Below are 24,702 nucleotides of genomic sequence, written 5' to 3'. Positions count from 1 at the left end.
CCATGAACACGACAGATAACAGCCTGCTGGCAACCCTGGCCCTGAAGAAACTGGCGGCGAACAAGACCTACCGTGACTTGTTCCTGGAGAGCGAGACGCTGCGTGATTTCCTGCGACCTGCGGCGCTTCGCTACATCATTTCCGAAGATCGCCTGGAGATGCTCGACAAGCTTGGGGCCCTGTTGGCCAAAGGCTATCGCACCGGTGTCGAGTTCGTCGGCGAGGAAGCGACGACGCTGGCCGAGGTGACCACGGCAACCGATGAATACCTGCAGCTGATCGACTTGATCGCCCAGCATCCCAAGCTCGGTGAACCTCCTCAGTTGGGGTTCGATTTGTCGAACGTCGGTACCATCATTTCCCGCGAGCTGGCAGTCGAGAACTGCTCGAAGATCCTGGCCCATGCAGCCGATAAGGATGTCGGCGTGATCATCAGCATGGAGCGCTCCCAATGGACGGATTCGATCCTCGAGATCTTCCTGCACCTGAGCGGGCGTTTTCCCAACGTGGGCATCACCCTTCAGGCGCAGTTGAACCGAACCCCGGATGACCTGGGAGCGGTGCTGGAAACCGGCTGCAAAGTGCGCCTGGTCAAAGGCGTCTATGCTGAGCCTGCCGCCATTGCTTTGCCCCGTGGCGAGGCGCTCAACGAGCGTTACCTGGGGCTGCTGGACCGGATCAATGGTGGCCGCGGGCAGTTTGCTTTCGCCACCCAGGACCCGCTGCTGATTGAAGAAATCCTCACCAGCCAAATCGCTGACCGAGGTGAGCTGGAGATGCTCCACGGCGTGCGCCCTGAGCTGATCAAGGCGGTAAAAGACCAGGGCCAGGTCAAGGCCCGGGTGTCGGCGGTTTACGGCACCAACTGGTACTTGCACCTGTTGCACCGTGTGGCTGAGTTCCCGCAGAACATTTTCCTGGCGCTGGATGACGTGGCTTCGCCACGGGCCTCTGAAACCGCCACTCATTACTGAAAAGGACATTCTTATGAAGCAGTACGTCGCATTGGTGGATGTCTACTCGAGCGGTAATTTCCTGCCGCAGTATTTCCGGGATGCCGGTTTCAGCCTGATCCATGTACAGAGTACTCCCGAGCTGATGCCAAGCATGCTCGGGCCGAACCTGTCTGAGTTCGAGCACAACCTGGCACTCAACGACAACGCCGAGGATATAGTGCGACGCTTGCGTGAGTTCAACGTAGTCGCCGTCATTGCCGGCCAGGAGCCTGGCGTGCCATTCGCCGATTACTTGAGTGAACAGTTGCAACTGTCCACCTCCAACGGCAGTGCAGGCTCACGCGCTCGCCGCGACAAGTTTGAAATGATCAACAAAGTCGCCGCCGCAGGCCTGTTGACCGCACGCCAGATCAAATCCTCGGACCCCGCCGAGCTGCTGGCCTGGGTCGAGGCCGGTCAGGTGTTTCCCTGCGTAATCAAACCGCTGAGTTCGGCATCCACCGACGGGGTTTCGATCTGCCACAACCTCGAGGACGTCAAGCGCGCCTGTGAAGAGGTGGTGTCCAACCCGGATATCTTCGGCCTGCCCAACACGGAAATTCTCTGCCAGTCCTACCTCAAGGGCCCGGAGTACATCGTCGATACCGTCAGCCGGGATGGGCAGACTTACGTGTGCGGGATCTGGCGCTATGTGAAGCGTGAAATCAGCGGCGGCAAGAACATCTACGACCGCGACGTGCTGATTGCCCCGGACAGCGCCGAGGCCAACGTGCTGGTGGACTACATCGTGAAGGCGCTCAAGGCGCTGGGTATCGATAACGGCCCGGCCCATTCGGAAGTGATCCTCACCGAAGCCGGCCCCGCGCTGGTGGAAGTCGGTGCTCGCCTGAACGGCAACATGGAACCAAGGTTCCATGACATCAGCCTGGGCGGCAACCAGGCGCAGCTCACCTACCTGGCGTACTGCGACGGTGAGGCGTTCAAGGCCAACTACGCCGGCAAGCGCTACCACAAGCTCAAGGAGGCTTGTGTCATCAACACCGACACCACGCTGCAAGGCGAGGTCACCGGCTTCAATGAATCGGCCATTCACCGGATCGAGGCGTTGCCGTCGGTGCACAAGCTGAGCGTCAAATACAAGGCCGGCAAGCTGATGAAAAAGACCGTGGACCTGCTCAGCAGCCCGCTGCGGGTGTTTCTGGTGTCGGATAGCCAGGGCACTATCGACCAGGATTACGAGCAGATCCGCCAGTACAAAGACAACGTCTATGTGATTCGCTGATGATAGGCACTTATCGCGCGTTGCGCGGGCTCAATGCTCGCTTGCAGTTGCTGTTCCTGATCACCCTGGTGTTCCGCATGGGCACCATGGCGTTCCCTTTCTATGCGGCGTATCTGATTCATCAGCACGCCGTGTCGGCGGCAACCGCAGGGTTGCTGGTGGGCGTTTATGGCGCGGGTGCACTGTTTGTGGACTTGATCATCGGCGGGGTGATCAAGCGGTTTTCCGCCAATCGGGTGATCCTCGGCTCGTTGCTGCTTAACGCGCTGCTGCTGCTGATCATTCCGTCGGTGGATAACACGGCGCTGCTGTTTGTGCTGTCGTTTCTGTGGGGGGCCTGCTACGAGGCATTCACGCCGGCGACGTTCTCCGAAACGGTCACCCACAGCAGCAGTGAATCGCGCAAAGTGGCGTTCTCTTGCAACCGTTTGGCGATCAACATCGGCATGGCGATCGGGCCGCTGTTGGGCAGCCTGATTTTCTTGAGCAACGCCGACGCGGTGTTCTACCTCAACGCGGCGTTGTCCCTGGTGGCCTTCGTTGCCTGCCTGCGGTTCGGGCGTGCGGTGCCGGTGGTCCAAGGGGCTGCCATCGTCAGCAAGGGCAACGGCTTGCCGGAGAGCGCAGTGCACGAGCGCTCGCGCTTGCTGGTGATTCTGCTGGCGGCATTACCGGTGCACGTGGCCTATGCGCTGCCGCCGACGTTTCTGTCGGCCTACATCATCAATTACACCGAGTTGCCGGCGTACTACGTCGGGATCATCTTTTTCATCAACGCACTGCTGGTGATTCTGTTCGAAGTGCCGATCAACCAACGTATGTCGCACCTGTCGAGCAGCCGGTCGCTGGTGGCCGGGTTTCTCGTCGCTGGCGTGGGGTTCTTCCTGATGGGCTTCAGCCATATCGGCGCGCTGTTGCTGGTGGCTACGGTGCTCTGGAGCCTGGGCGAGATGATCGTCTTTCCCGGCATCACCCATTACGTCAGCAGTATCTCCAGCCGTCACACAGTGGACCGCAACCTCGGCTATTACTCTGCGGGGGTGAACATCGGCGTGATGATCACGCCTTCGCTGGCGTTCATGCTGGTGTCACAGCCCTCGCTGCCTTCGCCGTGGCTGCTGGCGGGCACAATATTGCTGCTGTTCGCGGTGGCGGTAGGCGTGATGAAAGGCTCGGCTGTCTTGTGGAACAAGGAAGCATGAAATGAACAGGATTCATTTGAACACCGCCGGTGCGGGCCTGATGTCACCGGCCACGCTGAATGCGATCCAGGGTTTTACCGCCACTGAAGCGCAAATGGGCAGCTATGAAACCGAGCTGGCCTACGAGGCGTTGCTCAACGTCGACCTGTACCGCCTGGTGGCCAAGCTGTTGAATGCAGAGCCTGCGCAGATTGGCTTTTTCAGCAGCGCCACCGAGGCCTGGACCAGCATTCTCGGCAAGCTGCAATTTCCCCGAGGTAAGCGGGTGTGGGTGTCGAACTCGGAATACGCCGCGAACCTGATCTTTTTCAACTACCTCAAGCTCTCGCGTGAGATTCGCGTTGAAGTGATCCCAACCACGGCCACCAGCCCGCTGGACCTGGATTGGGTGCGGCGTCATCTGGACGACGATGTGTTTCTTGTCAGCGTGTCGCACCTGCCGTCGTGCTGCGGGGTGATCAATCCGGTGGAAGCGCTGGGTGCGCTGCTCAAGGGTTCGAACGCACTGTATGTGGTGGATGCGTGCCAATCGCTGGGGCAGTTGCCGCTGGATGTGCGGGATATGCACTGTGATTTATTGACAGGCGCGGGGCGCAAGTTTCTCTGCGGGCCCCGTGGGAGCGGGATTGCTTATGTGTCGCCACGCCTGCTGGGCCAATTGCAGCTGAATTTTGCAGACCTGCACGCCGCCAGCACCGATGGCCAGGTCAACCAGGTGGATGCGTCCGGCGCTCGGGTGCTGGAGATCGCTGAAAAGAGCCTTTCGGCCCTGGTGGGTTTGCACACGGCGGTGCAGGAATACCTGCAAGTAGGCGGCGGGCAGAGCACGGAGCCCTATGCGATGCTGGCGCAGGCGTTGCGGCGCCTGCCGCAGTTAACGCTGATGTGTGACCAGTTCGAACAGACCGGGATTGTCTCGTTCGTGCCACACAACGTGCCGGCCAAGGCATTTGTCGACCAGGCCCGTGCGCAGGGGCTCAACCTCTGGGCCGGCACTGCCGCCCATACCCCGTTGCTGCTCAAGGACCTGGGCGTCAGCCACTTCGTGCGTGCCTCGGTGGGCCGGCATATCACCCTCGCCCAAGTCGAGCAGGCGCTGGTCATCCTGCGCAGCCTATAGCTTCGGCGCTTACTGGGCGGCGATGGAGTAACCGTCAAAAGCGCTTTGCTGTTGCAGTGCGGTCACAATGCTCTTGCGCGTGACCGGCTGCTCCACGCCGCTGTTATCAACGAAGGTGTCACTTTCCAGCTCCGCCTCGTTGCCTTCACCTACAAAGGTAAGGCCCAGGAACTCCAGCGCTTCGCGGTCCACATTGAGCTTGGAACGCGGCGTGCGCAGCGGCAGGGTGACGCTGATGCCATCCTTGCTGATCACAAATACCTCGGCGTCCTTCTTGGCGCGTGCAGCCTTGCCCTTGCCGGCGCTCGGGTTGCTGATGGCCTGGTGCGACTGGTTCAGCACCTTGAGGGCCAGGCCGTAGACCAGCTCCTGGAATTCGGGGTCGTCCTTGAAGCTGGACAGCAGGCGGCTGATGGAGAACTTGCTGCTCAGGTCTTCCAGGGCAGCGTTGTCGGCGGCTTCGGCGTCCTTCAATTGCTTGAGCTGGCCCATGAGGTCGTAGGCTTTGTCATCGTCGAAGGCGTCATGGGCCTGACGAATGGCCACGCGCAACTCGCGGATCTGGTCGCTTTCCTTGGAAGTGTGAAACGCGTCCAGCACCATTTCGCTGATGATCTTGGCCGCTGGCACATGCTGTGAAAGATTGATGGCGTTTTCATACTCGGCTTTGGCGTGCGAGACGACGACGGAGGCTTCGGCGGATTCAGCGGTGTACGCATCGGACATTGAAATTTCACTACTTCAGTAAACGGAGAGACAAAAAAGCGTCGGGCATTTTCAGGGGGCCGGGGAGTCAGGTCAAGGCGCCTGCGTCAGACGGCTCAGCGAACGTATGCAATCAGTCCAGCTGCTTGAGGCACGCTTCAAGCTTATCCAGGCCTTCCTCCAGCACGGCCGGCTCGATGGTCAGCGGTGCCAGCAAGCGGATGATATGCCGTGACTTGCCGCTGGGCATCAGCAGCAGGCCGGCAGCCCGCGCCAGGCTCAGCAATTGGGTCAGTTGCTTGGCGGCGGGCGTGCCGTCGGCATGCGCCAGTTCAATGCCGCGCATCGCGCCGACACCGGTGAGGCGGCCCAGATACGGCGACAGGTGCTGTGCGCGCCACGCTTGGTAACGTCGCACGATCGCCTCCTCCTGCCGGGAGCCCCATACCTGCAGGTGTTCATCGGTCATCACATCGAGGGTTGCCAACGCGGCGGCGCAGGCGATGGGATTGCCGGAATAGGTACCCCCCAGACCGCCCTTGGGCAGGTTGTCCATCAATGCCTTGCGTCCCACCACCGCCCCCAGCGGCACACCGCCGGCGATGCTTTTGCCGAGCAGGATCAGGTCAGGTTCAATGCCCAGGCGCGAGAAGGCGAATCGCTGCCCGGTGCGACCGAAACCGGACTGGATTTCGTCGGCGATCAACAGGATGTTGTTCTCGTCACAAAAACGGCGCAGGGCCTGGGCGAATTCGGTATCCAGGGCGAGGAAACCGCCTTCGCCTTGTACCGGTTCAATGATGAAACAGGCTACATCGTTGACGTCGATTTCCACACTGAACAGACGGTCCATGGCCTTCAGCGCTTCGGCACAGGTGACGCCGTTGTCGGCACTGGGGTAGGGCAGGTGATACACCGGGCCGGGCAGTACGCCGACTTTTTGCTTGTACGGCGCGACCTTGCCATTGAGGTTGAGGGTGGCCAGGGTGCGCCCATGAAACGCTCCGTCAAAAGCAATCACCGCCGTGCGGCCAGTGGCGCCGCGCACAATCTTCAAGGCATTTTCCGCGGCCTCAGCGCCGCTGTTGGTGAGCATGCCGCTGACTGGATAGCTCACCGGAATAAACGCGGTCAGGCGCTCCATCAAATCGATGTAGGGCATGTGCGGCGCGGCGTTGAACGCGTAGTGGGTGAGTCTGGTCGCCTGCTCACGAATCGCGTCCACCACGGTGGGGTGACAATGGCCGAGGTTGAGTACGCCGATGCCACCGATAAAATCGATATAGCGCTTACCTGCGGTGTCCCAGACCTCAGCGTTTTTTCCATGGCTGAGGTTGATGGGGTGGACGATGGAAATCGATTGGCTGATCGTTTCGCGGCTCATGAATCGTTGACTCGGCAGTAATGGGCTCGGTTTATCTAAGCTGCGTGAGCGCCTCTGCCGCAAACGAAATAAAGTCGCCGGGTCATTATTAAAAGTCGGGATCATTCATTCCGAGACTCCATTCTTCCCCGCCGCCTTGGATCGATATAACGCCTGATCGGCGCGCGCCATCAGGGCTGCCGGTGACTCCCCCACCCGCCGTTCCACCACGCCCAGGCTCAGGGTTATCTTGGGATCAGCGGCGGCGAATAGGTTCTGGATTGTGTGGCGCACACGTTCGGCCTGTTCCTTCGCCGTCTGCAGAGTGCTGTTGGGCAAGACCAGCATAAATTCATCGCCGCCCCAGCGGGCCAGCACATCACCGGCACGTACGCAGGTTTCCAGGCCTTCCACTACCTGGACCAGCGTCTGGTCGCCTACGCCATGGCCATATCGGTCATTGATCGGCTTGAAGTCATCGATATCCATAGCCACCAGCGCCAATGGCAAGCGAAAGCGCTCGGAGCGGTCGCATTCCTGGAGCATCACTTTTTCCAGGCGATAACGGTTGGCAATGCGCGTCAGGGCATCCCGTTCGGCCAGGGAGCGGTTTTCGACCAGTTGCAATTGCAACTGCTGATTGACGCGCGACAATTCAAGGGTGCGCTCGAGCACCAAGGTCTCAAGGGAGCGGTTACGCTTTTGAAGACGTTCAATCGAGCATTTGCGTGCATGTATATCGCGGTGTGCGCCCACCATGCGCGCTACCGAAGCGTCGGGATTGCGCGCAATGATGTAGCCACGGTCCTCGATCCAGAGGAACGTGCCGTCGTGTTTTCGACAGCGGTATTCGGCTCGGTACTGGGGCGCGCGTTGGCAGACATAGTCATCAAATCCGGCCATCACATGGGGATAATCCTCGGGATGGATCACGCTTTCCCAGGTGAATACGCTGTTTTCCAGGGAGTGACGCGGATAGCCAAGCATTTCGTACCAGCCGGGATTGCGGTAGACGAACCCGGTATTGGCATTCCAATCCCATATCCCGTCGCTGACCAGTTCCATGATGGCATGCAACATGTCGGTGCTGATATCGGCAAGGTCATTACGCAGCGGTTCGGTGTCGGCTGTATCGTCCATTACACGCTTCCTGCATGAGCGGGCTTTCAAGGCCAGCTGTCGTTGACGCCGATACTCCGTGGCTGACGCTACTGTACAGCGTGGTTGGCGGGCTTTGAATAGGGCAGGCGGACTGTTTCAGGGGCGTGGCGCAATCATTTCCGTCCGAGGTTTGCCATCCGCGTTGTGCTGGTAAATCGCCTCGGGCTGGCCCTGCCCATTGAAAAACACTTGGCCGATCCCGGCTGAATTCCATAGCCGCTCGCCGGCTTCGGCATGTTCCGGAATGTGCGGTACCACCTGCATGGTGCGGCGCCGGGTAAACCAGTTCAGCGGCGAGCGTGGGGAGTAGAGCCAGCGGTTGAGACGGTCGAACCATTCGAGCAGGCGTGGTGGGAATTCGTTCTTGATGCCGCTGCTGGTGATTTGCCAGATCCTGGGGCCACCGTTTCGGTGGCGGATCAACACTTCGTAGACGAACGAATAATGCACGTCGCCCGACAGAATCACGTAGTTACCCGGTGTGCGGGAATGGCGGAAGATGTTGAGAATCACCTGGGCGGCGCCGCGATGGGCCATCCAGTTTTCAGCGTCTACCAGCAGCGGGTAACCGCACCAGCTGAATACCTTTTGCACGGTCTCGATCAGCTTCACGCCGAAAACCGGTGCAGGCGAGACGATGATGGCCGAAGGGTGGTCGAGCAGCTCCTGCTGCAATTCGCTCAGGGCTTCCCAATCCAGCAGGCCGGAAGGTTGCTTGAGGGTGAACTCGCTGCGCCAGCGTCGGGTGCGGGTGTCGAGCACCACCAACGCGGGGGTGGTAGGCAGTACGTAGTGCCAGTGTTGGAATTTACGCAGCGCCTCGAGTAATTCGTCCTGCGCGGCTGCGTCCAGGTGGTTGGCCTGGACCTGGGTGATCAACGCTTGGGTCTGGCTCACCAGTTCGACAAACGCATCCGGCTGGTTGCCCCAGCCCTGGCATAACAGGTAGGCCAGCAGGGCGTTGCCGATGATGCGTTTGGAGAAGGGGTGGCCGTAGGCGGTTTCTTCCCATTGGGCGCTGAGGTTCCAGTCGTCGGTGATGTCATGGTCGTCAAAGATCATCAAGGTCGACAGGTGGGCAAATACCCGCGCGGCACCGGGCAGGCTGTCGCGGAATCGCTCGATCTGGATCTTTTCGCGGGCGTAGCGCTGCTGTCGTTCCAGGCTCAGTGGTGGGCCCTGAAGCGTGGTCAGCGCCCAGGGCGTGGGCGACCACACCAGCAGGTACATCGCGATGACTTCGGCAAAGGTCACCAGGTGGTTGTCGGCGGTGCTGCTGGTGAAAATCGGCTTTTTCACGCCGCCAAAGAAGCGCTCGCGCAAGGTCTCGTTGCTGTCCAAGGCCGGCAGTAAATCGGCACGGTGATAATAACTGGCCGGATGCCCATAGAGGCTGGCACTGTCATCGACCACAGCGCCTTCGAGGTATTCATCGAACAGGCCCAGCCGTGCTATCAACCCATGAATCGCCCGCAGCATCGGCCCGGCGACATCGTCGGCATAGACCTGATCGCCGCTCATCATCAACAGGGCCGGACGTTCGGCCGGGGTTTTGGCCTCGGCCAGCAGACGGTCGACGCACAGCAATCCTTCGTCGGCACTGTGATGGGGTTTGCGGCATGAGCCGTGCACCAACTGATGGATACGGCTATGCAACACGAAACTGGGGTATTGAGCATTCGCGTACAGCAGGTGCGGTGCCCAGTCGGCGATGCCGGTGTCGTCAAACAGCAGGTCGTAGCTGATCGCCACGTCCAAAGGCAGCGCTTCGTCCAGCGCCACATCGATCAAATGAATAAACGCCTGGCGCCCCACGGGTACCACCTGGCACTGGTCCAGGGCGATTTCCAGTGTTTGCGCCGGCAGGTGCAGCTTCAGCGTCAGTGCCAGTGCTCGACTTCCTACCAGCCACAACACCAGGCGCCGAGCTTCGAGACGTCGCAGCAGTGGGCCGGCTAATACGGCGGGCAGTGTGTCGGAGTGCGGCATGCAGGCAGTGGCCCCAGGCTGGATTGAACCGGCGAGTTTAAGCGAGTGAATGTGATGGTTTTGTTAAGGAGGGACGTACGAAGGGCCGTGCACTGCCCTTCGTACACGGCTAGTTAAAGGAGGTTGCCTCGACCCAGGCTGTCGAGCCCGCCCCCTCTGTTTTTGCTTCGGTCATTGTTCGCCATGCCTTCAGGCTCGGCGGCATTGAGCTGCATGTGTGTGGTGTCGGTGCTGCGTTTCCTACGCTGGGGCTCTGCATCATCCTGTTGCAGAGGTGGGTATTGAAAGCTGCCCAGTGAGGGGTTGATTCCGCTGACCATGGATGTTTCCTTCTATCAGGAGAGGATGACTTCGCCCATCGGAGCGAAGTAGGCCAACCTTAATCGCGGCAGAAGCGAGGCTGCTATAAACGCACTGCTGCAAGATATGACTGTGGCTGAAGAGCGTCTTCAGAAGTCATCCGCAGGGCGGTTAGCGCAGTTGTCCATTCCCGCAGATGTCGCGCCTTCCTCGCCCTCCCGCACAAAGGCCGCGCGATGTTCCGCCACCACATTACGCAACGCGCTGTAGTAGTCCGGGAGTTTTTGCAGGCTGTCGGTGAGCGGCAACAGCGATGCGCGGGTGTCGACAGTACCGCCGACCAGGCTGATGGTGCCCAGGGTCTGCACCGTATCGCTGTCGCCCAATGGCGAAACCAGGAAGCTCAAGACTTTGCCCGCCGCATCCCGGCTGTTGTGGGTGCCCAGCAGTGGCAGTTCGACAATGGGGCCATTGCCCACGCCCCATACGCCGAATGTCTGGCCGAAGTCGGCTGTATGGCGTGGGATGCCCAGGCGATCCGACACATCGAACAGCCCCACCACGCCCACCGTGGTGTTCACGGCGAAGCGCCCCAGGGTGTTGACCGAGCGCCGCGGGTTGCCTTGCAGCAGGTCGTTGATAAATACCTGCGGCTCACTGAAGTTGCTCGCGAAGTTATGCACACCCGCCTGGAAAAATTCCGGCAGGTAACGGTAACCGCGCGCCACAGGCGCCAGGGCGTAGTTATCCACAGCACGGTTGAACGCAAATACCCCGCGGTTGACCGGTTCGGCAGGGTCATACACCGGATTGTTCACCTGCGCGCAGCGGGTGGTGGGTGTCACGGGTGGAGGGCTCGCACAGCCCGCCAGGTAAGACACAGTCAGTAACAGCACGGCGTGGCGGGCCAGGTGCCGTGGGTTGGTCAACGCGTGCATGGGCACAGTCTCCGCAAAAGGGAGGCCGATGCTGGCATTGCCGCCTTGCGCAAAGATGTCTGCTTTATTGCGTTGCTGACGCTTTATTGCACGATTGAAATATATGACGGAGCGCGTCGAATAGTTTTAGATGGCGCCTTGACCCAGTCCAGTGAAGCCTGCCGGTGAGCAACCTGTTAATCGTCGACGATGACCTTGAAGTCCTCGCCCTGCTGAAGAAATTTTTCCTGCGCCATGGCTATTCGGTAGAGACCGCGGCCAGTGGCGCTGAGCTGTGGGCGGCCATGGAGCGCCAGCCCGCCGACCTGATTATCCTCGACCTGATGCTCCCCGGCGACAACGGCCTGCTGCTGTGCCAGCGCTTGCGCCAGCAATACGCTACGCCGGTGATCATGCTCACGGCCATGGGTGAACTCAGCGACCGCGTGGTGGGCCTGGAAATGGGCGCCGACGATTACCTGAGCAAACCCTTCGATGCCCGCGAACTGCTCGCCAGGGTGCGTGCGGTATTGCGCCGGGCGGGTGAAAGCCGGCCACCGATGGGGGAGGCCGCGCGCCCGTTGATCCGTTTTGCCGGCTGGCAACTGGACCTCACGCGCCGCGAGTTGCGCTCGCCCGACCAGGTGATGATTCCGCTGTCGTCCGGCGAGTTCGACCTGCTGCTGGTGTTTCTCGAACACCCGCAACGCGTGCTCACCCGTGAACAGTTGTTGAACCTGGCGCGCGGCCATAGCCATGATGCCTTCGACCGCAGCATCGACGTGCAGGTGAGCCGCCTGCGTCGCAAGCTGGAATTCGATACCAAGCGCCCGGCGATGATCCGCACCGTGCGCAATGGCGGCTATCAATTCACCGCCAGCGTGACCCGTTCATGATCCAGCGTCCGCGCGACACGGTGGCGCGCTGGATCGCGCTGACCGTGCTGGTCGCAATGATCACCGCGCTGGGATTCTATGCCTTGTTCGTGCAACTGGCGGGGGTATGGGCCAGGCCGCCGTTGGCTGAAACCGGCCTGCTGGAAAAAGTGGCGGTGGTGGTGCGCGTGATCGAGGCGTCCGAACCGGCGCAGCGAGCGCGACTTGCCCAGGTGATAGGGGATGGGTCCTTCAGGGTGACGTGGGCGGCGCAGCGGGCGGCGTTTAATCTGCCGGTGCTGGCTGACCCGGATTTCAACACGGGCGAGCAGGTATTCAAGCACCTGCTTGAAGGCCCGACGCGCCCCATGGAAGCCTATGAACCTGCCGACTGGCCCGACGGCAACGGCCAGTACGTACTGTTGATGCAACTGACCGACCGATCCTGGCTGATGTTCAGCACCGGTACACGCAGCTGGGGCCTGGACGATGGTGTGCGCAGCCTGATTGTGGCGCTGCTGGTGCTGGTCTCCACCGCCTTGGTCACCCTGGTCGCGACCCGACGCCTGGCCCACCCGCTGCAACACTTCGCCCGAGGTGCGCGGCGTTTTGGCAGCGACTTTCGCGCGCCGCCGATCGAGCCGGTGGGGCCTCACGAAATCCGCCAGGCGATTCTTGCCTTCAACAGCATGCAGGCGCAGTTGCGCCACTTCATCCAGGACCGTACCCAAATGCTTGCCGCCATCTCCCACGACCTGCGCGCGCCGCTGACCCGCCTGCGCCTGCGCGGTGAGTTCATCGAGGATAGCGACCAGCAACAGCGACTGTTTCGCGACGTGGACGAAATGCAGGCCATGATCAACACCGCCCTGGAATTTTTCCGCGATGACGCGCGCCTGGAACAGGCCACACAACTGGACCTGGCGGAGTTGCTGCAGACCCTGATCGACGATTATCGCGACCAGGCCATCGACTTCACGTTTAACGGGCCGCCACGTCTGGTGTATTTCGGCCGGCCCCTGGGCCTCAAACGCGTGATGACCAACCTGATGGACAATGCGATCCACTACGGTGCGGCGCCGGAAATCGAGTTGCAGCACAAGCAGGATACGGTGGTGATTCGCGTGCTGGACCGTGGCCCGGGCATTCCCGCAGCGCATCGGGAGGAAGTATTCCTGCCGTTCTATCGCCTGGAGGGGTCACGCAACAAAAGCACCGGCGGCGTAGGGCTTGGGCTCTCTACCGCACGAGCAATCGTGTTGGAACATGGCGGTACCCTGACCCTGGCCGAGCGCCAGGGGGGTGGGTTGGAAGCCGTGGTGATATTGCCGGTATGACATTCACCAGACAACGCGTCAGGTAGGCGATGCTTCAATCACCCTGGGCAGCGTAAACCGGAACTCACTGCCCTGGCCCACCTCACTTTCGGCAACAATTTCGCCGCCATGGGCCTGGACGATGCCTTGGGTGATGTACAGCCCCAAACCGCTGCCGGTGGGGTTGTTTTCGGTATTTGTCCAGTAGCGCTCGAACACGTGAGGCAACTGCTCCGGTGCAATGCCTTCACCGGAGTCGCGCACCGAGAACACGATTTCTGCACCGTTGCTCATGGCGCTGACGCCGATATTGCCCAGGCGCGGGGTGAACTTGATGGCGTTGCCGATCAGGTTCGACAACACCTGGAAAAGGCGCTCCGGGTCGGCATTGATCAGCAGGCCGGGCTCGGCGTTGAACGACAGGTCGATGCCTTTTTCCAGCGCCAACGGTGCGAGCAGCGAATAAGCCTCATCGAACATATGGCTTACCTCCAGCGCCACAGGTTTGACGACATAGCGTCCGGCCTCGATTTTCGAGGTGTCGAGCAGATCCTCCAGCAGTGTGTTCATGCGCCCGGCCGCCTGTTGCATGGTGTCGATAGCCGAGGAGATGCGTCGCGAGGTGTGTGGGCCCTCGGAGCTGAACGCTTTTCGCATCATGCCGCAGAGCATGGAGATGACGGTCATCGGGTTACGCAGGTCGTGAGATACCACGGCCACCAGGTCATCACGCGCCCGCACGGCCTGCTGCTCACGCTTTACTTGGCGTGCCAGGTCGTTTTCCAGGGCCGAGCGGCGCAGGTCGTTGGCGGCGAACAGGTCGCCATGGCTCCACTTGGTGGAAATGCCCGCCATGACCACTTTCCACACTTCAAACGAGGTGCGTGGGCGAAGGTGCAGGCCCGCGTGGGAGTTTTCCAGGTCCAGCGGCTTTTGCGGGTCACCGCTCCAGTTGATGTTTTCCTTCACCTCCGGGCGGAACCACAGCACACCGTTGTCCACAGGCTTGGGCAGATGCATGGCCAGGACGCCGCTGGCCAACTGCTGGAACTCGACAGCCGGCGGGTATACCGAGGCCAGGTTGTGGCTGGCGAATACCGGTTCGTCGCGCTCTTGCAGCCACTTGTGCAGTGCGCGGATCTGCGCCGGTTCCGGGCAGTGGCCGTAGCAATGCAATTGCTTGCCCTCGATGATCGCCACGCCGCCTGCCTCTGTCAGCTCCATCAGCAACTGACTTTGTTGGGCAAGGCCGTCGAACACACTGTCCTGGGAGGCCTTCAGCGCTTGATCGAGAAGTGCCAGCGCCTGAACTTTTTCCTCGCGTTGACGGCTCAGTTCCAGGGTCTCCATGGCGCTGATCTGCAACGACAGCACTTGGCCGATGGTCTGGCAGGCGGTGCGCAACTCATTCGGCACCAGCAGCGGCTCGCGGTTGCCGCAGCTGATCAGGCCCCATAGCGTGTCGCCCTTCATCAACGAGATGCTCATGGACGACAGTACGCCCATATTCTTCATGTATTGGCAGTGAATCGGCGACACGCTGCGCAGGGTGGCGAAGCTCAAATCCAGCGGCTCGCCGGTGTCTGGGCGCAGCTTGGGCAGCAACGGCACTGGCTCGTAGGCCGCGTTGGGGATGATGCGCAGCCAGTTGGTGCGATACAGCTCGCGGGCCTGTTCCGGGATGTCGGAGGCAGGGAAAAACAACCCGTTGAACAGCTCCATGGACGGCGCTGACGCTTCGGCAATTACCTGGCCGTGGCCTTCGTCTTCGAAGCGGTAAATGAGCACGCGGTCATAACCGGTCATGGCCTGGATTTCATTCACGCTGATTTCGTACAGCGCTTGCAGGGTTTTCGCCGCCTGCAAGCGTTGCAACATCTTGCCCAGGTTACTGGTGCGACCGTTCAGCGCGCGTGGGCGGAAATCCTTGAGCCGCGGTTCGAACTCCAGCACCAGCACATTCTGGTGGCGGTGCAGCAAGCCTTCGAACGCTGCGCCATTGAGCGTGACGTGCAACGGTGGCATGTCGAAGAACGTGTCGGTTTGTGCCATGACCTGCACCGCCTGGGCGTGCTCTGCGCCGATCAAGCTGTGCAGCGGCTGGCCGAGCAGCGCTTTGGGCGCATGGCCGAACAAGCTGGCGACGTTGGTGCTGACCTGGATGATATCCAGGCCGGGTTCCGACAATGTCAGCAGCACACCGTGAGGCTGGATCGCTCCGGGAAAGCGAATGGGCTCGTCGGCGCAGTTGGCAAGCAGCTCTTCAAAATCTTCAGGTTTCATAGCAGTACCTCCTGGCTGTCGAGCCATTGCTCAAAGCCGCTGAATGTGGAGCGGGCGGCCATTACTGCGCGAGCCCTGGCTGTTGTGTCCAGCGGCAGGCGACCCAGGTAGTCGAGAAACTCTTTCCAGCGTCGGCCGGTCTCGGCGCCATAAATATCGAGAAACGCACCGCCGTTGTCGGCATCGATCCCCAGGCGCAGGGCTATTTCGCGGCGCAACACTTGCCCACCGAGGGTCGCGCCTTCCAGCACATACAAGGCGCCAAGGCAGGCAGCGGGGGTGTCCAGGGGCGGGAGTCGGGTGCAACGGGGCAGGGTGCTGATGGTGTGCTCATTCAGGCCGAGGGCGCGGAGATCACTGAACAGCGTCGGCGTTTTCGTACGCAATGCGGCGTCATATCCATGGGGAATCAGGCGGCCGTCATACAGCGCCGCTTCCATCGGCTGATAGAAACCGTAGTAGGCCTGGAGCAAGCGCCGGTACCAGTCTGTATCCAGGCGCTCGGAAAAAAACGGCAGGCGCTTTTCCAGCGCGACATGCAACAGCCCGGTGCCTGTGCGCAACGTTTCCAACAAGGATGGCGCACCAACGTCATGGGCTTCTGAGTGCATTAATGAGCTCGAACTGTGGGCCTCTCGGCCATGAATGACGCATGAAAATGGGCGACGATTCTACACAATTCATTGTCGTCAGCTTACGCAACAAGCGAAAAGGCTGACCATCAGATCAGAAAAGTCACTCCTTGTAGGTAAAACGACCACAGGCCTTGGCACGAAGTTCGGGTTGAATGATATCGCCGCGCTATTAATGCACAGACGAACCTTGCTGGGTCAATGCTTTTTGCACGCACTCAAGCAAGTGGTCGGTACTCCAGGGTTTGGGCAAAAACCGCACAGAGCCACCCAGTTGCGACGCTATCGTGGTGTTGCCGGACGTCAGCACCACCTGAACGTCAGGCCAACGATGCGCCACCACTCGGCTCAAGTCATAACCATTGAGCAAGCCGGGCATCTGAATATCACTGACAATCAGGTCCACGGGGTCATCGCCCCGCTCCAGATAAATCATCCCTTCATCCGCCGAAGGGAACGACTTTACCAATGCGCCGAAGTCCTCCAGCACATCCACCATCAACGCCCGAATGATCTCGTCGTCTTCCAATACTAAAATCGATGGCTGAGCCATGATCCTTACTCCACCATCAGGGTTCAGTAGGGTGGAGTGGAGGCGGGGCATATAGGTTCGATTGGATGTTTTTTAAACGATGGGTGGTCGTTTGGTGGTCTGCAGGAACGTGGCTGGGGGGCGCCAGTTCATAGCACAGGCCCGCACGGTTATCGTAAAGCGGCTGGGGAAACGGCCATTTAAACGGGCATAATTGTCGGCAACACTCGATGCGGAGCCCTCTGATGAAGTACGCCTGGTTGACCCTTGCCCTGATCTTCAACACACACGGGGCCTTTGCTGCCGGCGATGCCGAGGCGGGCGGCAAGCTCTTCACCAAGACTTGCGGTGGCTGCCACAGTGTGGGCGAAGGCGCACGCGGCGGGTTCGGACCGCAGCTCAACGGCATCATCGGCCGGCCAGCGGGCACTACTACGGATTACCAGTATTCCGACGCGATGAAAAACTCAGGCGTGGTCTGGACCCGCGACAAACTTGCCGCCTACATCGAAGCGCCGAAGAAAGTGGTGAGCGGCACGCGGATGATTTTTTGGGGGATCAGTGATCAGGAGAAGATTGAGAATATATTGGCGTATTTGGAGACGTTTCAGTCCAAGTGATCGCTGAGGCAAGGCGGAACACCTTTGGAAGCTGTCGTGCCGACTGCCTACCGTTCGCGCGGTGAAGCCTGTGCGAACACCACGCCGTTGAACGTTTGGGTGCAGCAGTCGCAGAAGGGTTTCATGTGCTCGGGCGTCAGCTGTGGGTTGACCTTTTGCAACAGGCCAGCCTCGTCCACCCACAAGCCGCTGTAGTAGCTATTCTCGCCCGTACTCACGTATTCCTGCTTGTCACTTTCATGCAGCGCAACCATCCAGAACACCGGCTCCGGACGATCCAGGCGGGTGTTGGCTTCGCTGAAAACCTTGCTCCAGGGGTGGCCGACTTTGGACATGAGGAACCGGAATAGGGGGCTGTAATCGAACCCGTGTCTTTGATGGCTGTGCATTGAGCCACGGGTTGATAGCGCTCGCTTTTCGCTTTTGCTGTGTCGTTCATATCTGTAAGCACAGCAACTCCCATGGCGCACGCCATGGGTTCGGGTGTTGACTGAGCGATAGAGCAGAGGCTTTTGCAGTGGAGGTCTCATTGCATCAAGACCCCGTCTTAGGTTGATTTGGAGGCGGTGGCCACGCGCCTTGGTAACGGAAGGAAATCTGGTAGTCGAGGTGGTCGGGTTCGATCATGTGCTGGAAATATGGCTGAATAATCGTTATCCAGTTAGGCAGCACATTGAATACATCGGCATATATCGCGGTTTCCTCGCCTAAACCCAACGCTTTGAGAATGCTGTCTGAGTCCTCGATATCCGCTGAATACTCATCCGCCTTCAAGTTATTACTGTGTTTTTCGTACCACCGCAGTCTGATTTTCATCACCATTTTCCATGTTCCTCTTTATCGGTAAATTCGGCGTTTTGGGTCAGCCGGTCCTCGGCGTTCGGCGGTATAGGGGTCAAAGGCACCGAGGTGTTCTAAATCACTGTTTCGATAGACTTCCAGCTCGCCTTTCTTGGAATCCCATTCAAGTATTTTCCTTCCTTTTGCGTCTATCCATCGTTCACGTAAGCCCGCTCCGCCTTTTCTTCGTGTCACAGGCTTTTGGGGAATTAAACCAGGGAAGCCTGTTATGTCTGCGGTTTCGGGCGCAGGGAAGTAATCATGATCTGGGCTTCTTAGCCCCTTCCTTGGCTCATTAACCACCACATACAACGGCCGAACCCCCGACTCCGCCGGAAACACCAGAATAAAATCCCGATACTCCGGCGGATAAACTGGGTTCACCAAAATCTGCGCCGCCTTCTCCGTCGGCGGGTAAATCCAGATCACTGGCGCTTGCGGCGCAGCTTCCAATGCAGGAATACCCAGCGTGTCCCCCGGATCAACCGCAGGCGTCCAGATCAGCTCAACGCCCTCGCCCAAATCCGCCACAAACTGATCGTCTCGGCTTTGGAACTGCACCACATCGATCATCTGCCAGTTCGGATGGTTGCCGGTGTAAAACCCATACCCCTTGAGCGTACCGTCCTCGCGTTGCTCGATATGCAAACGCATCTGCGACCGCGCCATCGAGCGCAGCTGTTCTTCGCTGTAGAGCGCGCTATCACCCAGTTCAGAAGGCCAAGCAAGCGCCACCAACCCCGTCAACAGCCCACCAGCGACAGCGCCGGCGGCAGTCACCGCCGACTCCCAAGCCGCCGAACGCAACGCCAACTGCCCTACGCCTGCGGGCAATGTGCTCCCGCCGATCCTGCGCAAGGCCACCGCGCCTCGCCCGTCCACCTCGCGCCCGCCCAACAGGCTTAAATGCGCGTACTCCTTGACCAACTCCAGCGGGACATAACCGGTGGAGTCAGCGTAACGGGTGACGCCGTCAGGCAATTGGCAGGGCTTGATGAAGACGCAGCCGGGAGGTTTGGCTGGCGTGGGGGCCGGGGCAGGAGATGGCTCGAATGGAATAATCGCTGGCGAATAGGGCACGCGTGACGGTTGCGGGGTCAGGATTCGTTGCCTGCGTAGCTGTTCTTCAGTCGGTGGATAAAAACGTTCTGACATGACCGGCTCACTTCCTTGTGCGAGGAAGTGAGCCTACGGGGGAGAATCTGCCGCTGATATTGGCTTTGTTCGATGGCCTACGTGGGAAAAGTCAGTTGAGTGAAGCCATTCCTGGCGCGAACTGCTGAGGCGTAAGTGGGGAGTCTGGCGGCGTTTGGGCTGGCGCCTCGCAGCATAGGTATCTACACAAATTGGCACGGCTCTGAACCTGTGACGGTTCTGCAGCCGACGACTACCTAACTGATGCCCCGCGAGCTAAATGTGGGAGGGGGCTTGCTCCCGATGGCGGCCTGACAGCCGACCTGAATGCTGGATCAGGGCGAAAACATATCCGTTGCTGCGGTAACGGCGGCTTAGGATTGCGCCCTGACGGCGCTCCCCCAAATCACTGCCGGTTTGCCCCCCCAAAAAAAAACACTGTTGAATTCCGGCCAGCGTGGTTTAACGGGGCGCCTAAGATCAAGAGCGGCTCGCTTCGCATCGTGGGTAGATACCTATGCCCCGACGAGGGAGTCTCAGTAAATGCATCTGCTAATGACTTATCGCCATCGGGGGCAAGCCCCCTCCCACACTTAGGTCTCGGGCACCAGAAGAATAGTCTTTGGCTCCCGAGCCGTCACGGGAGCAAGCTCCCTCGCCACAGGTTCAAGCTACGCCAAAGTTGTGTAGATACCCATGGCCTTCGCAGGCAAGCCAGCTCTTACAGGTTGAGCGGTGTACATGGGTTGAATCGCGCCAGTGGTTTAGCCCAGCAGATGTTTGGAAATCAACCGTGAAATTTCCACAATCGACGTCTTGCCGGTGAACTCGAACTTCACCTTCCCCAGCGACGAAAAGTAAATCTCCAACTCCGAATCCAGATCAAACGTCCCCGACGTTTCCACCGAATACGCCACGATATTCTTATAGGGCAGCGACGTGAAGTCCTTCTTGCTGCCGGTAATCCCCTGCACGTTCACCGCGATGATGCGCTTGGTGGTGAACACCACGCCGTCGCGCATGGCCTTGTACGCGTCCACTACCTCTTCGCCATCCAGCAGCAATGACGCCACGCGTTCGGCGTACTCGTTGTTTTGCTTGAGCTTGAAGAAGCCTTTGTTATTGAAGTCGATCATGTGCCTGCCTCTGGTGAACGGTGTGGTCGGTGTATGACGTTTTGATCACGAATCTGTATCTGACGCGCACATTTTGAACGCCCTACCATGGCGTCCAACCCTGCAACGTTGACCACATATTTCGGGAGCCCGACCATGCCTGAACTGTCCAGCTGGCTTGCCTATGCGCTGATATCACTCGGCATGGTGCTGACGCCCGGCCCGAACATGATTTATCTCATTTCGCGCTCGATTTGCCAGGGGCGCACCGCCGGTTTTATTTCCCTGGGCGGCGTTGCGTTGGGTTTTTTGGTTTATATGCTGTGCGCGGCCTTGGGTATTACCGCGCTGGTCATGGCGGTGCCCTTTGCGTACGACGCCCTGCGCTTTGGCGGGGCGCTGTACCTGGCTTATCTGGCCTGGCAGGCGATCAAACCGGGTGCCCGCTCGCCGTTCCAGGTGCAGCGCCTGCCCCAGGACAGCCCGCGCAAACTATTCACCATGGGCCTGGTGACCAACCTGCTGAACCCCAAGGTGGCGGTGATGTACCTGTCGTTGCTGCCGCAGTTCATCGACCCGAACGGCCACGGCAGCGTGCTGATGCAATCCCTGGTGCTGGGTTTCACGCAGATTCTCATCAGCGTGAGCGTGAATGCGGTGATTGCCACGCTGGCGGGGTCTATCGCAGTGTTTTTCGTCACCCGGCCGGGGTGGCAGGTGGTGCAGCGCTTGCTGATGGGGTCGGTGTTGATGGGGTTGGCGGTGCGGATGGCAGTGGAAGGGCGGCGGTAGGCTATGGGGCGCCGCGTAACTTTATGACGAGTTTCAAGTATACGTTTTGACGGTGGGGTAGGTGGCTTTGAATGGTAGAAGCAGCGTACGAGAAACGGAAAAAATCTTAGTTCAAAACCGAACCGGCCAGGCGACCAATAAGCGTTGAGGCAAAACAAAAGAGGGTGACAGACGTGACCCGGTTGATCTTCAGAGTGGTAAACCGCGTTTGATGGAAGCCTTTAAATCGAGCACCAAAAAATATCCAGGCAGATCCCACTGAAATAGTCACCAACAAGAGAGCCGCCATGAATTCTACGTAGCTCTCCAACTCAGTGAAGGTATGAATTGGAGCAATAAATGAAACGGTCAGAAGGCCTTTAGGATTCATCAATGTCAGCAGGAAAAAATAAGGCCCGGAGAACCGATCCTTGGCTGTGTTGGTTATGCTGTTTTCGCGTTGCCACAGCTTATAAGAAATATAAAGGAGATAGCATGCTGCGCTAAATTGGACGATTTTCACGGTCAAAGGAGAGTATGCCGATAGGTAGAGTAATGTGAATCCCCACAGCGATACCTGAATCAGATAAGCAAGAGATTCGATAAAGGCAAGGCGCTGCGACACGCTGAACCCATACAGCACCCCTGCACGGAACAATAGCGTGTTAGTGGGGCCGGGTATTATTAATAGTAGTAAAAGGGCGGAAAGGGTAGCTAGCATGCGGAAATCCTCCTTAGAAAACGATCATACTGTATTTTTCTGGTTTATCTATAGAGTTAATCCGTCAGCATAAATGACCACGCTACCGTCGCGACCATTAGCACCGCGAAGCTGACGTTAAGTATTCGGCTCCAAGTGGGGTGAATGAATAATTTACGGAGCTTGCTCCCCGCAAAAAGCCAGAAAAAATCGAATATCACGCAAACCAATAGACAGATAGACGCCTTGGTAAACAGCTCCCATGTTGGCGTAACACCTAACGTAAAACTGCCTAGTAACGCAGCAAAGGCAGCGTACGCTTTAATGTTTGCTACACCCAGCACAAAACCCGCACCCAGCCCTGGACTTACCGCTGTTTGCTCATCGTTAATCGGGGGGGCCGCAGCAATGGTATAAGCCAGATAAAGAATGTAAAGAATGGATACTCCAGCGAGACCAACGCCCAATAAGGGAAAACTGTGCACAAAGACATACAGCCCCGTGGAGACTACTGCCATGGCGATGACCAATCCCACGGTAATACCCACGAAAAATTGAATAGAGCGCTTCATGCCATAGGCGGCGCCACTCGCAGCCAGGGCCAGGGTGGCCGGACCGGGACTGGCGAGAAGCGCGATGGCGGCAATGGCGAATGTCAGCGTCGCCTGATAAATAGAAAATAGAGTTTCGGGCATTTACGTTTCCTGAGTACGCGAATAACAGCGGCTAGTGGGGTAATCCATGTTCGTGACAGTAGTACACCGTTCTATAATTCTTCATGAAATCGATTACACTATTTGCCACCGCCATCGGGTCTTCCCGGTGTAGTAAAATCTTTGCAATCTTCTCGGCGATCCACTCCATTTCTATCTCTTTCATTCCCAGGCGAGTCACTTCAACGGTGCCTAATCGAATACCTGTTTCTTTGTAAGGGTCGATATCCCAGGGTAGGGGCATTTCATTGGCAATGATATTGGCTGCCTCTAGGCGTTGGACAGCATCGCGACCGCAATCAAAAGGTTTTGAATCAATAACAATCTGATGAGTTTGGGTATAGCCTTGCTCCCGATAAAACGCCGTTACCCCTAGCTTATCAAGAGAGCTTGCAAGTGCTTGGGCGTTGCGAACCACCTGCGCCATGTAGACGGTCCCGTACTCCAGCAATTCGGTTGCCGCCACGGCGAGCGCGGCCACGCGATTGATTTGGTGGCTGCCAGTCAGAGTAGGGAAAATCGCCGTGTTGATGGGCGCTGTCAATTCGGGATCGTTCCAGGCAATAATCCCTCCTTGTGGGCCACTGAATGTTTTTCCGGAAGATCCAGTCATCAAGTCCGCTCCTTCTTCGAGGGGATTTTGAAATAGACCAGAACTGATCAGGCCGAGTTGATGGGCAGCGTCGAAATACACTTTCCCACCCCAGGGCGAAACGATACCTTTTATGTCCTTGATAGGAAGCGCAAACAGCGTGAGCGTCATTCCTAGTCCGATTACAGCTGGTTTCAGATCATGGGCAATCTCACTAAACCGATTAAGGTCGATCTCGCCGGTTTTGTGGATAAACGGAATGTCCCAGACTTTCAGCCCTCTGACGCCCGGAGGACCATTTGTCCTGTTGCTAGTATCTCCACCCCTTATCACTGGCACCGTCATGACGTTGTCTTCGGGTCGAGTCAGTGCAGTGTAAGCAGCAAGTACCGCTGCCATCCCACCCATCAGTCTATGGTCGGCGTACTTGGCATCAAATGTCATCTTCAGGAGTTCCACACACAACGATTCCAGTTCATCGATATTCTTCATCCCTGAAAAAAAACGATTGTCCCGGCCGATATGCCCGCCCGATGCGCGTGTTCCCACTTCACTGGAAAGGAGTGCGCGCACGGACGGGCTGGTCGGTGACTCAGCTGCCACAAGGTTGATGCACTGTTGCCCACGCCACTGCTCATTTCGTGTAACGGCGGCTCTTACCAGGTCGGCCATGGCGGAGTGTGACTGAGCTTGTTTTAATAACACGCTGGCGTTCTGAAGGCATTGGGCATCGTGCATATCTTAATCCTGTGGGGCTTATGGATAATCAGAAGGCTATGTTTCAAGTCAGGCTTTTAGCAGCCTCAGCATGTTGGTTCTCCCACCACCGATCATTACCGTGCAGGTTTCTGTCGAGGTATTTTTCATCTGCCCATGTCATGTTAAGAATGATTCGAATGGCATCTTCATTGAGTGGAATAGTGCGATGGAGGGTCGTGTCAGTACGCAGAAAATAAATATCGCCAGTTGTAAAGCCATAAGTGGCAATCGGATTATTGCACAGGATTTCGTGAATCCTGGGATTGGATTTATCCCACGTGGTGTGAGGAACGCACTGAAGCATCCCGCCTTTGGAAATGGGTGGCGTCTCGATAATCCAGATCAGTGCAAAACTGTAATCGCCCCAATGCCAGCCATGAGTGTCACCTTTACGCTCCTGTCTGGTGATCAGGTATTCTTCATCCTTGGAGACTGAAGCGACAATATTGGTATCTGCAATCAAGGACAGTGTGTTGAGTAATACTTCACTTTTGGATAGAGTGCTTATAATTGCGCTGTTTTCCGATATAAACTCGCTGCGAACGACACTCATGTATCGCGGTGTATTATCGGTAGTCGCCAGGTGTAAGTCCCTCCTTTCAATCTGACGGTCGATAAGTCCATGGACTTCATTGGTGATGCGCTGACGCAAGGTGTCGTCTACGATATCCCGCAATTTTATAAATCCATTTCGGGCAAACTCATTGCGCAGTAAGAATATCCGCTCTTCAGGGAAATTGTCGTCGTGGTGTTTTTGCAGAGTAGTAGCATCGAGTGCATGATTCATTTCAATTCCTCTAAAGGTTTAAACTGAAATATAGGCAA

At 58.3% G+C, this 24,702-nt stretch carries 25 protein-coding genes; 8 read left to right on the top strand and 17 right to left on the bottom strand.

All coding sequences use genetic code 11. The features are described from left to right. The first annotated feature begins 2 nt into the window (after positions 1 to 2). From C4J89_RS21880 to C4J89_RS21865, 4 genes are read left to right on the top strand one after another with little or no spacing between them, the layout of a single operon-like run. On the top strand, positions 3 to 974 hold the full coding sequence (locus C4J89_RS21880; RefSeq protein WP_124415565.1) for a proline dehydrogenase family protein: 972 nt from the start codon (positions 3 to 5) through the stop codon (positions 972 to 974). Between the two features lie 13 nt (positions 975 to 987). Further along, positions 988 to 2,238: an ATP-grasp domain-containing protein gene (locus C4J89_RS21875; protein WP_124364335.1), complete on the top strand. Its 1,251-nt coding sequence runs from the start codon at positions 988 to 990 to the stop codon at positions 2,236 to 2,238. Continuing rightward, a complete protein-coding gene (locus C4J89_RS21870; protein WP_124415564.1) occupies positions 2,238 to 3,440 on the top strand; it encodes an MFS transporter in 1,203 nt (400 codons plus the stop codon). Before C4J89_RS21875 ends, C4J89_RS21870 begins: the two co-directional genes overlap by 1 nt. Before the next feature lies 1 nt (position 3,441). Continuing rightward, complete coding sequence (locus C4J89_RS21865; protein ID WP_124415563.1) at positions 3,442 to 4,560, top strand: aminotransferase class V-fold PLP-dependent enzyme; 1,119 nt, start codon at positions 3,442 to 3,444, stop codon at positions 4,558 to 4,560. A gap of 9 nt (positions 4,561 to 4,569) precedes the next feature. Here C4J89_RS21865 and C4J89_RS21860 read toward each other — a convergent pair whose 3' ends face one another. The 6 genes from C4J89_RS21860 to C4J89_RS21835 form a co-directional block, all read right to left on the bottom strand. Then, positions 4,570 to 5,286 carry a hypothetical protein gene (locus C4J89_RS21860; protein WP_124364332.1) on the bottom strand — a complete coding sequence of 239 codons (717 nt, stop codon included), beginning with the start codon at positions 5,284 to 5,286 and terminating at the stop codon, positions 4,570 to 4,572. Between the two features lie 112 nt (positions 5,287 to 5,398). Further along, positions 5,399 to 6,649 (bottom strand): aspartate aminotransferase family protein, encoded by a 1,251-nt coding sequence (locus C4J89_RS21855; RefSeq protein ID WP_124415562.1) that lies wholly within the window; start codon positions 6,647 to 6,649, stop codon positions 5,399 to 5,401. 105 nt (positions 6,650 to 6,754) lie between these two features. After that, on the bottom strand, positions 6,755 to 7,768 hold the full coding sequence (locus C4J89_RS21850; protein ID WP_124415561.1) for a diguanylate cyclase domain-containing protein: 1,014 nt from the start codon (positions 7,766 to 7,768) through the stop codon (positions 6,755 to 6,757). A 117-nt stretch (positions 7,769 to 7,885) separates the two neighbouring features. Next, entirely contained in the window at positions 7,886 to 9,778 is a 1,893-nt protein-coding gene (locus C4J89_RS21845; protein WP_124415560.1) for an alkaline phosphatase D family protein, read from the bottom strand. A 113-nt stretch (positions 9,779 to 9,891) separates the two neighbouring features. After that, on the bottom strand, positions 9,892 to 10,098 hold the full coding sequence (locus tag C4J89_RS21840; protein WP_124364328.1) for a hypothetical protein: 207 nt from the start codon (positions 10,096 to 10,098) through the stop codon (positions 9,892 to 9,894). A 129-nt stretch (positions 10,099 to 10,227) separates the two neighbouring features. Next, the gene (locus C4J89_RS21835; RefSeq protein WP_124364327.1) at positions 10,228 to 11,016 is read right to left on the bottom strand and encodes a VacJ family lipoprotein; all 789 of its coding nucleotides are present in this window, start codon (positions 11,014 to 11,016) and stop codon (positions 10,228 to 10,230) included. Between the two features lie 164 nt (positions 11,017 to 11,180). Here C4J89_RS21835 and C4J89_RS21830 point away from each other — a divergent pair, with 164 nt between their 5' ends. Next, positions 11,181 to 11,891: a response regulator gene (locus C4J89_RS21830; protein ID WP_124371787.1), complete on the top strand. Its 711-nt coding sequence runs from the start codon at positions 11,181 to 11,183 to the stop codon at positions 11,889 to 11,891. Further along, the gene (locus C4J89_RS21825; protein WP_124415559.1) at positions 11,888 to 13,207 is read left to right on the top strand and encodes a cell wall metabolism sensor histidine kinase WalK; all 1,320 of its coding nucleotides are present in this window, start codon (positions 11,888 to 11,890) and stop codon (positions 13,205 to 13,207) included. The genes C4J89_RS21830 and C4J89_RS21825 overlap by 4 nt, the downstream gene beginning before the upstream one ends. A gap of 18 nt (positions 13,208 to 13,225) precedes the next feature. On the opposite strand, the gene C4J89_RS21820 is transcribed toward C4J89_RS21825, so the two are convergent. The 3 genes from C4J89_RS21820 to C4J89_RS21810 form a co-directional block, all read right to left on the bottom strand. Continuing rightward, positions 13,226 to 15,469 (bottom strand): ATP-binding protein, encoded by a 2,244-nt coding sequence (locus C4J89_RS21820; protein ID WP_124415558.1) that lies wholly within the window; start codon positions 15,467 to 15,469, stop codon positions 13,226 to 13,228. Further along, on the bottom strand, positions 15,466 to 16,080 hold the full coding sequence (locus C4J89_RS21815) for a biliverdin-producing heme oxygenase (protein WP_124364323.1): 615 nt from the start codon (positions 16,078 to 16,080) through the stop codon (positions 15,466 to 15,468). Before C4J89_RS21815 ends, C4J89_RS21820 begins: the two co-directional genes overlap by 4 nt. Positions 16,081 to 16,273: 193 nt before the next feature. Next, complete coding sequence (locus C4J89_RS21810; RefSeq protein ID WP_124415557.1) at positions 16,274 to 16,654, bottom strand: response regulator; 381 nt, start codon at positions 16,652 to 16,654, stop codon at positions 16,274 to 16,276. A gap of 224 nt (positions 16,655 to 16,878) precedes the next feature. Here C4J89_RS21810 and C4J89_RS21805 point away from each other — a divergent pair, with 224 nt between their 5' ends. Then, a complete protein-coding gene (locus C4J89_RS21805) occupies positions 16,879 to 17,253 on the top strand; it encodes a cytochrome c family protein (RefSeq protein WP_124364321.1) in 375 nt (124 codons plus the stop codon). 47 nt (positions 17,254 to 17,300) lie between these two features. Here the strand turns inward: C4J89_RS21805 and C4J89_RS27325 are convergent, their stop codons facing one another. The 4 genes from C4J89_RS27325 to C4J89_RS21785 form a co-directional block, all read right to left on the bottom strand. Continuing rightward, positions 17,301 to 17,588 carry a hypothetical protein gene (locus tag C4J89_RS27325; RefSeq protein ID WP_305955545.1) on the bottom strand — a complete coding sequence of 96 codons (288 nt, stop codon included), beginning with the start codon at positions 17,586 to 17,588 and terminating at the stop codon, positions 17,301 to 17,303. A gap of 199 nt (positions 17,589 to 17,787) precedes the next feature. Further along, positions 17,788 to 18,075 carry a colicin E3-like toxin immunity protein gene (locus tag C4J89_RS21795; protein ID WP_124415556.1) on the bottom strand — a complete coding sequence of 96 codons (288 nt, stop codon included), beginning with the start codon at positions 18,073 to 18,075 and terminating at the stop codon, positions 17,788 to 17,790. A 15-nt stretch (positions 18,076 to 18,090) separates the two neighbouring features. After that, on the bottom strand, positions 18,091 to 19,248 hold the full coding sequence (locus C4J89_RS21790; RefSeq protein WP_124415555.1) for an S-type pyocin domain-containing protein: 1,158 nt from the start codon (positions 19,246 to 19,248) through the stop codon (positions 18,091 to 18,093). A 743-nt stretch (positions 19,249 to 19,991) separates the two neighbouring features. After that, the gene (locus C4J89_RS21785; protein ID WP_124364317.1) at positions 19,992 to 20,363 is read right to left on the bottom strand and encodes a PH domain-containing protein; all 372 of its coding nucleotides are present in this window, start codon (positions 20,361 to 20,363) and stop codon (positions 19,992 to 19,994) included. Positions 20,364 to 20,498: 135 nt separating this feature from the next. Between C4J89_RS21785 and C4J89_RS21780 the strand changes: the two genes are divergently transcribed. Further along, positions 20,499 to 21,134: a LysE family translocator gene (locus C4J89_RS21780; RefSeq protein ID WP_124415554.1), complete on the top strand. Its 636-nt coding sequence runs from the start codon at positions 20,499 to 20,501 to the stop codon at positions 21,132 to 21,134. Positions 21,135 to 21,240: 106 nt separating this feature from the next. Here C4J89_RS21780 and C4J89_RS21775 read toward each other — a convergent pair whose 3' ends face one another. Genes C4J89_RS21775 through C4J89_RS21760 form a run of 4 tightly spaced genes read right to left on the bottom strand, consistent with a single transcriptional unit; the run spans position 21,241 to position 24,664 of the window. After that, positions 21,241 to 21,834 (bottom strand): LysE family translocator, encoded by a 594-nt coding sequence (locus C4J89_RS21775; RefSeq protein WP_124364315.1) that lies wholly within the window; start codon positions 21,832 to 21,834, stop codon positions 21,241 to 21,243. 56 nt (positions 21,835 to 21,890) lie between these two features. Next, positions 21,891 to 22,508: a LysE family translocator gene (locus tag C4J89_RS21770; RefSeq protein WP_124415553.1), complete on the bottom strand. Its 618-nt coding sequence runs from the start codon at positions 22,506 to 22,508 to the stop codon at positions 21,891 to 21,893. Positions 22,509 to 22,539: 31 nt separating this feature from the next. Further along, positions 22,540 to 23,856: a serine hydroxymethyltransferase gene (gene glyA / locus C4J89_RS21765; RefSeq protein ID WP_124364314.1), complete on the bottom strand. Its 1,317-nt coding sequence runs from the start codon at positions 23,854 to 23,856 to the stop codon at positions 22,540 to 22,542. 43 nt (positions 23,857 to 23,899) lie between these two features. Then, entirely contained in the window at positions 23,900 to 24,664 is a 765-nt protein-coding gene (locus tag C4J89_RS21760) for an ArpA protein (protein WP_124364313.1), read from the bottom strand. Positions 24,665 to 24,702: the final 38 nt, after the last annotated feature.

Source organism: Pseudomonas sp. R4-35-07, assembly GCF_003852235.1.
In the GTDB taxonomy this organism is placed as follows: Bacteria; Pseudomonadota; Gammaproteobacteria; order Pseudomonadales; family Pseudomonadaceae; genus Aquipseudomonas.
Note: the sequence above shows the minus strand (reverse complement) of the source record. Positions and strands in the feature narration are given on the sequence as shown.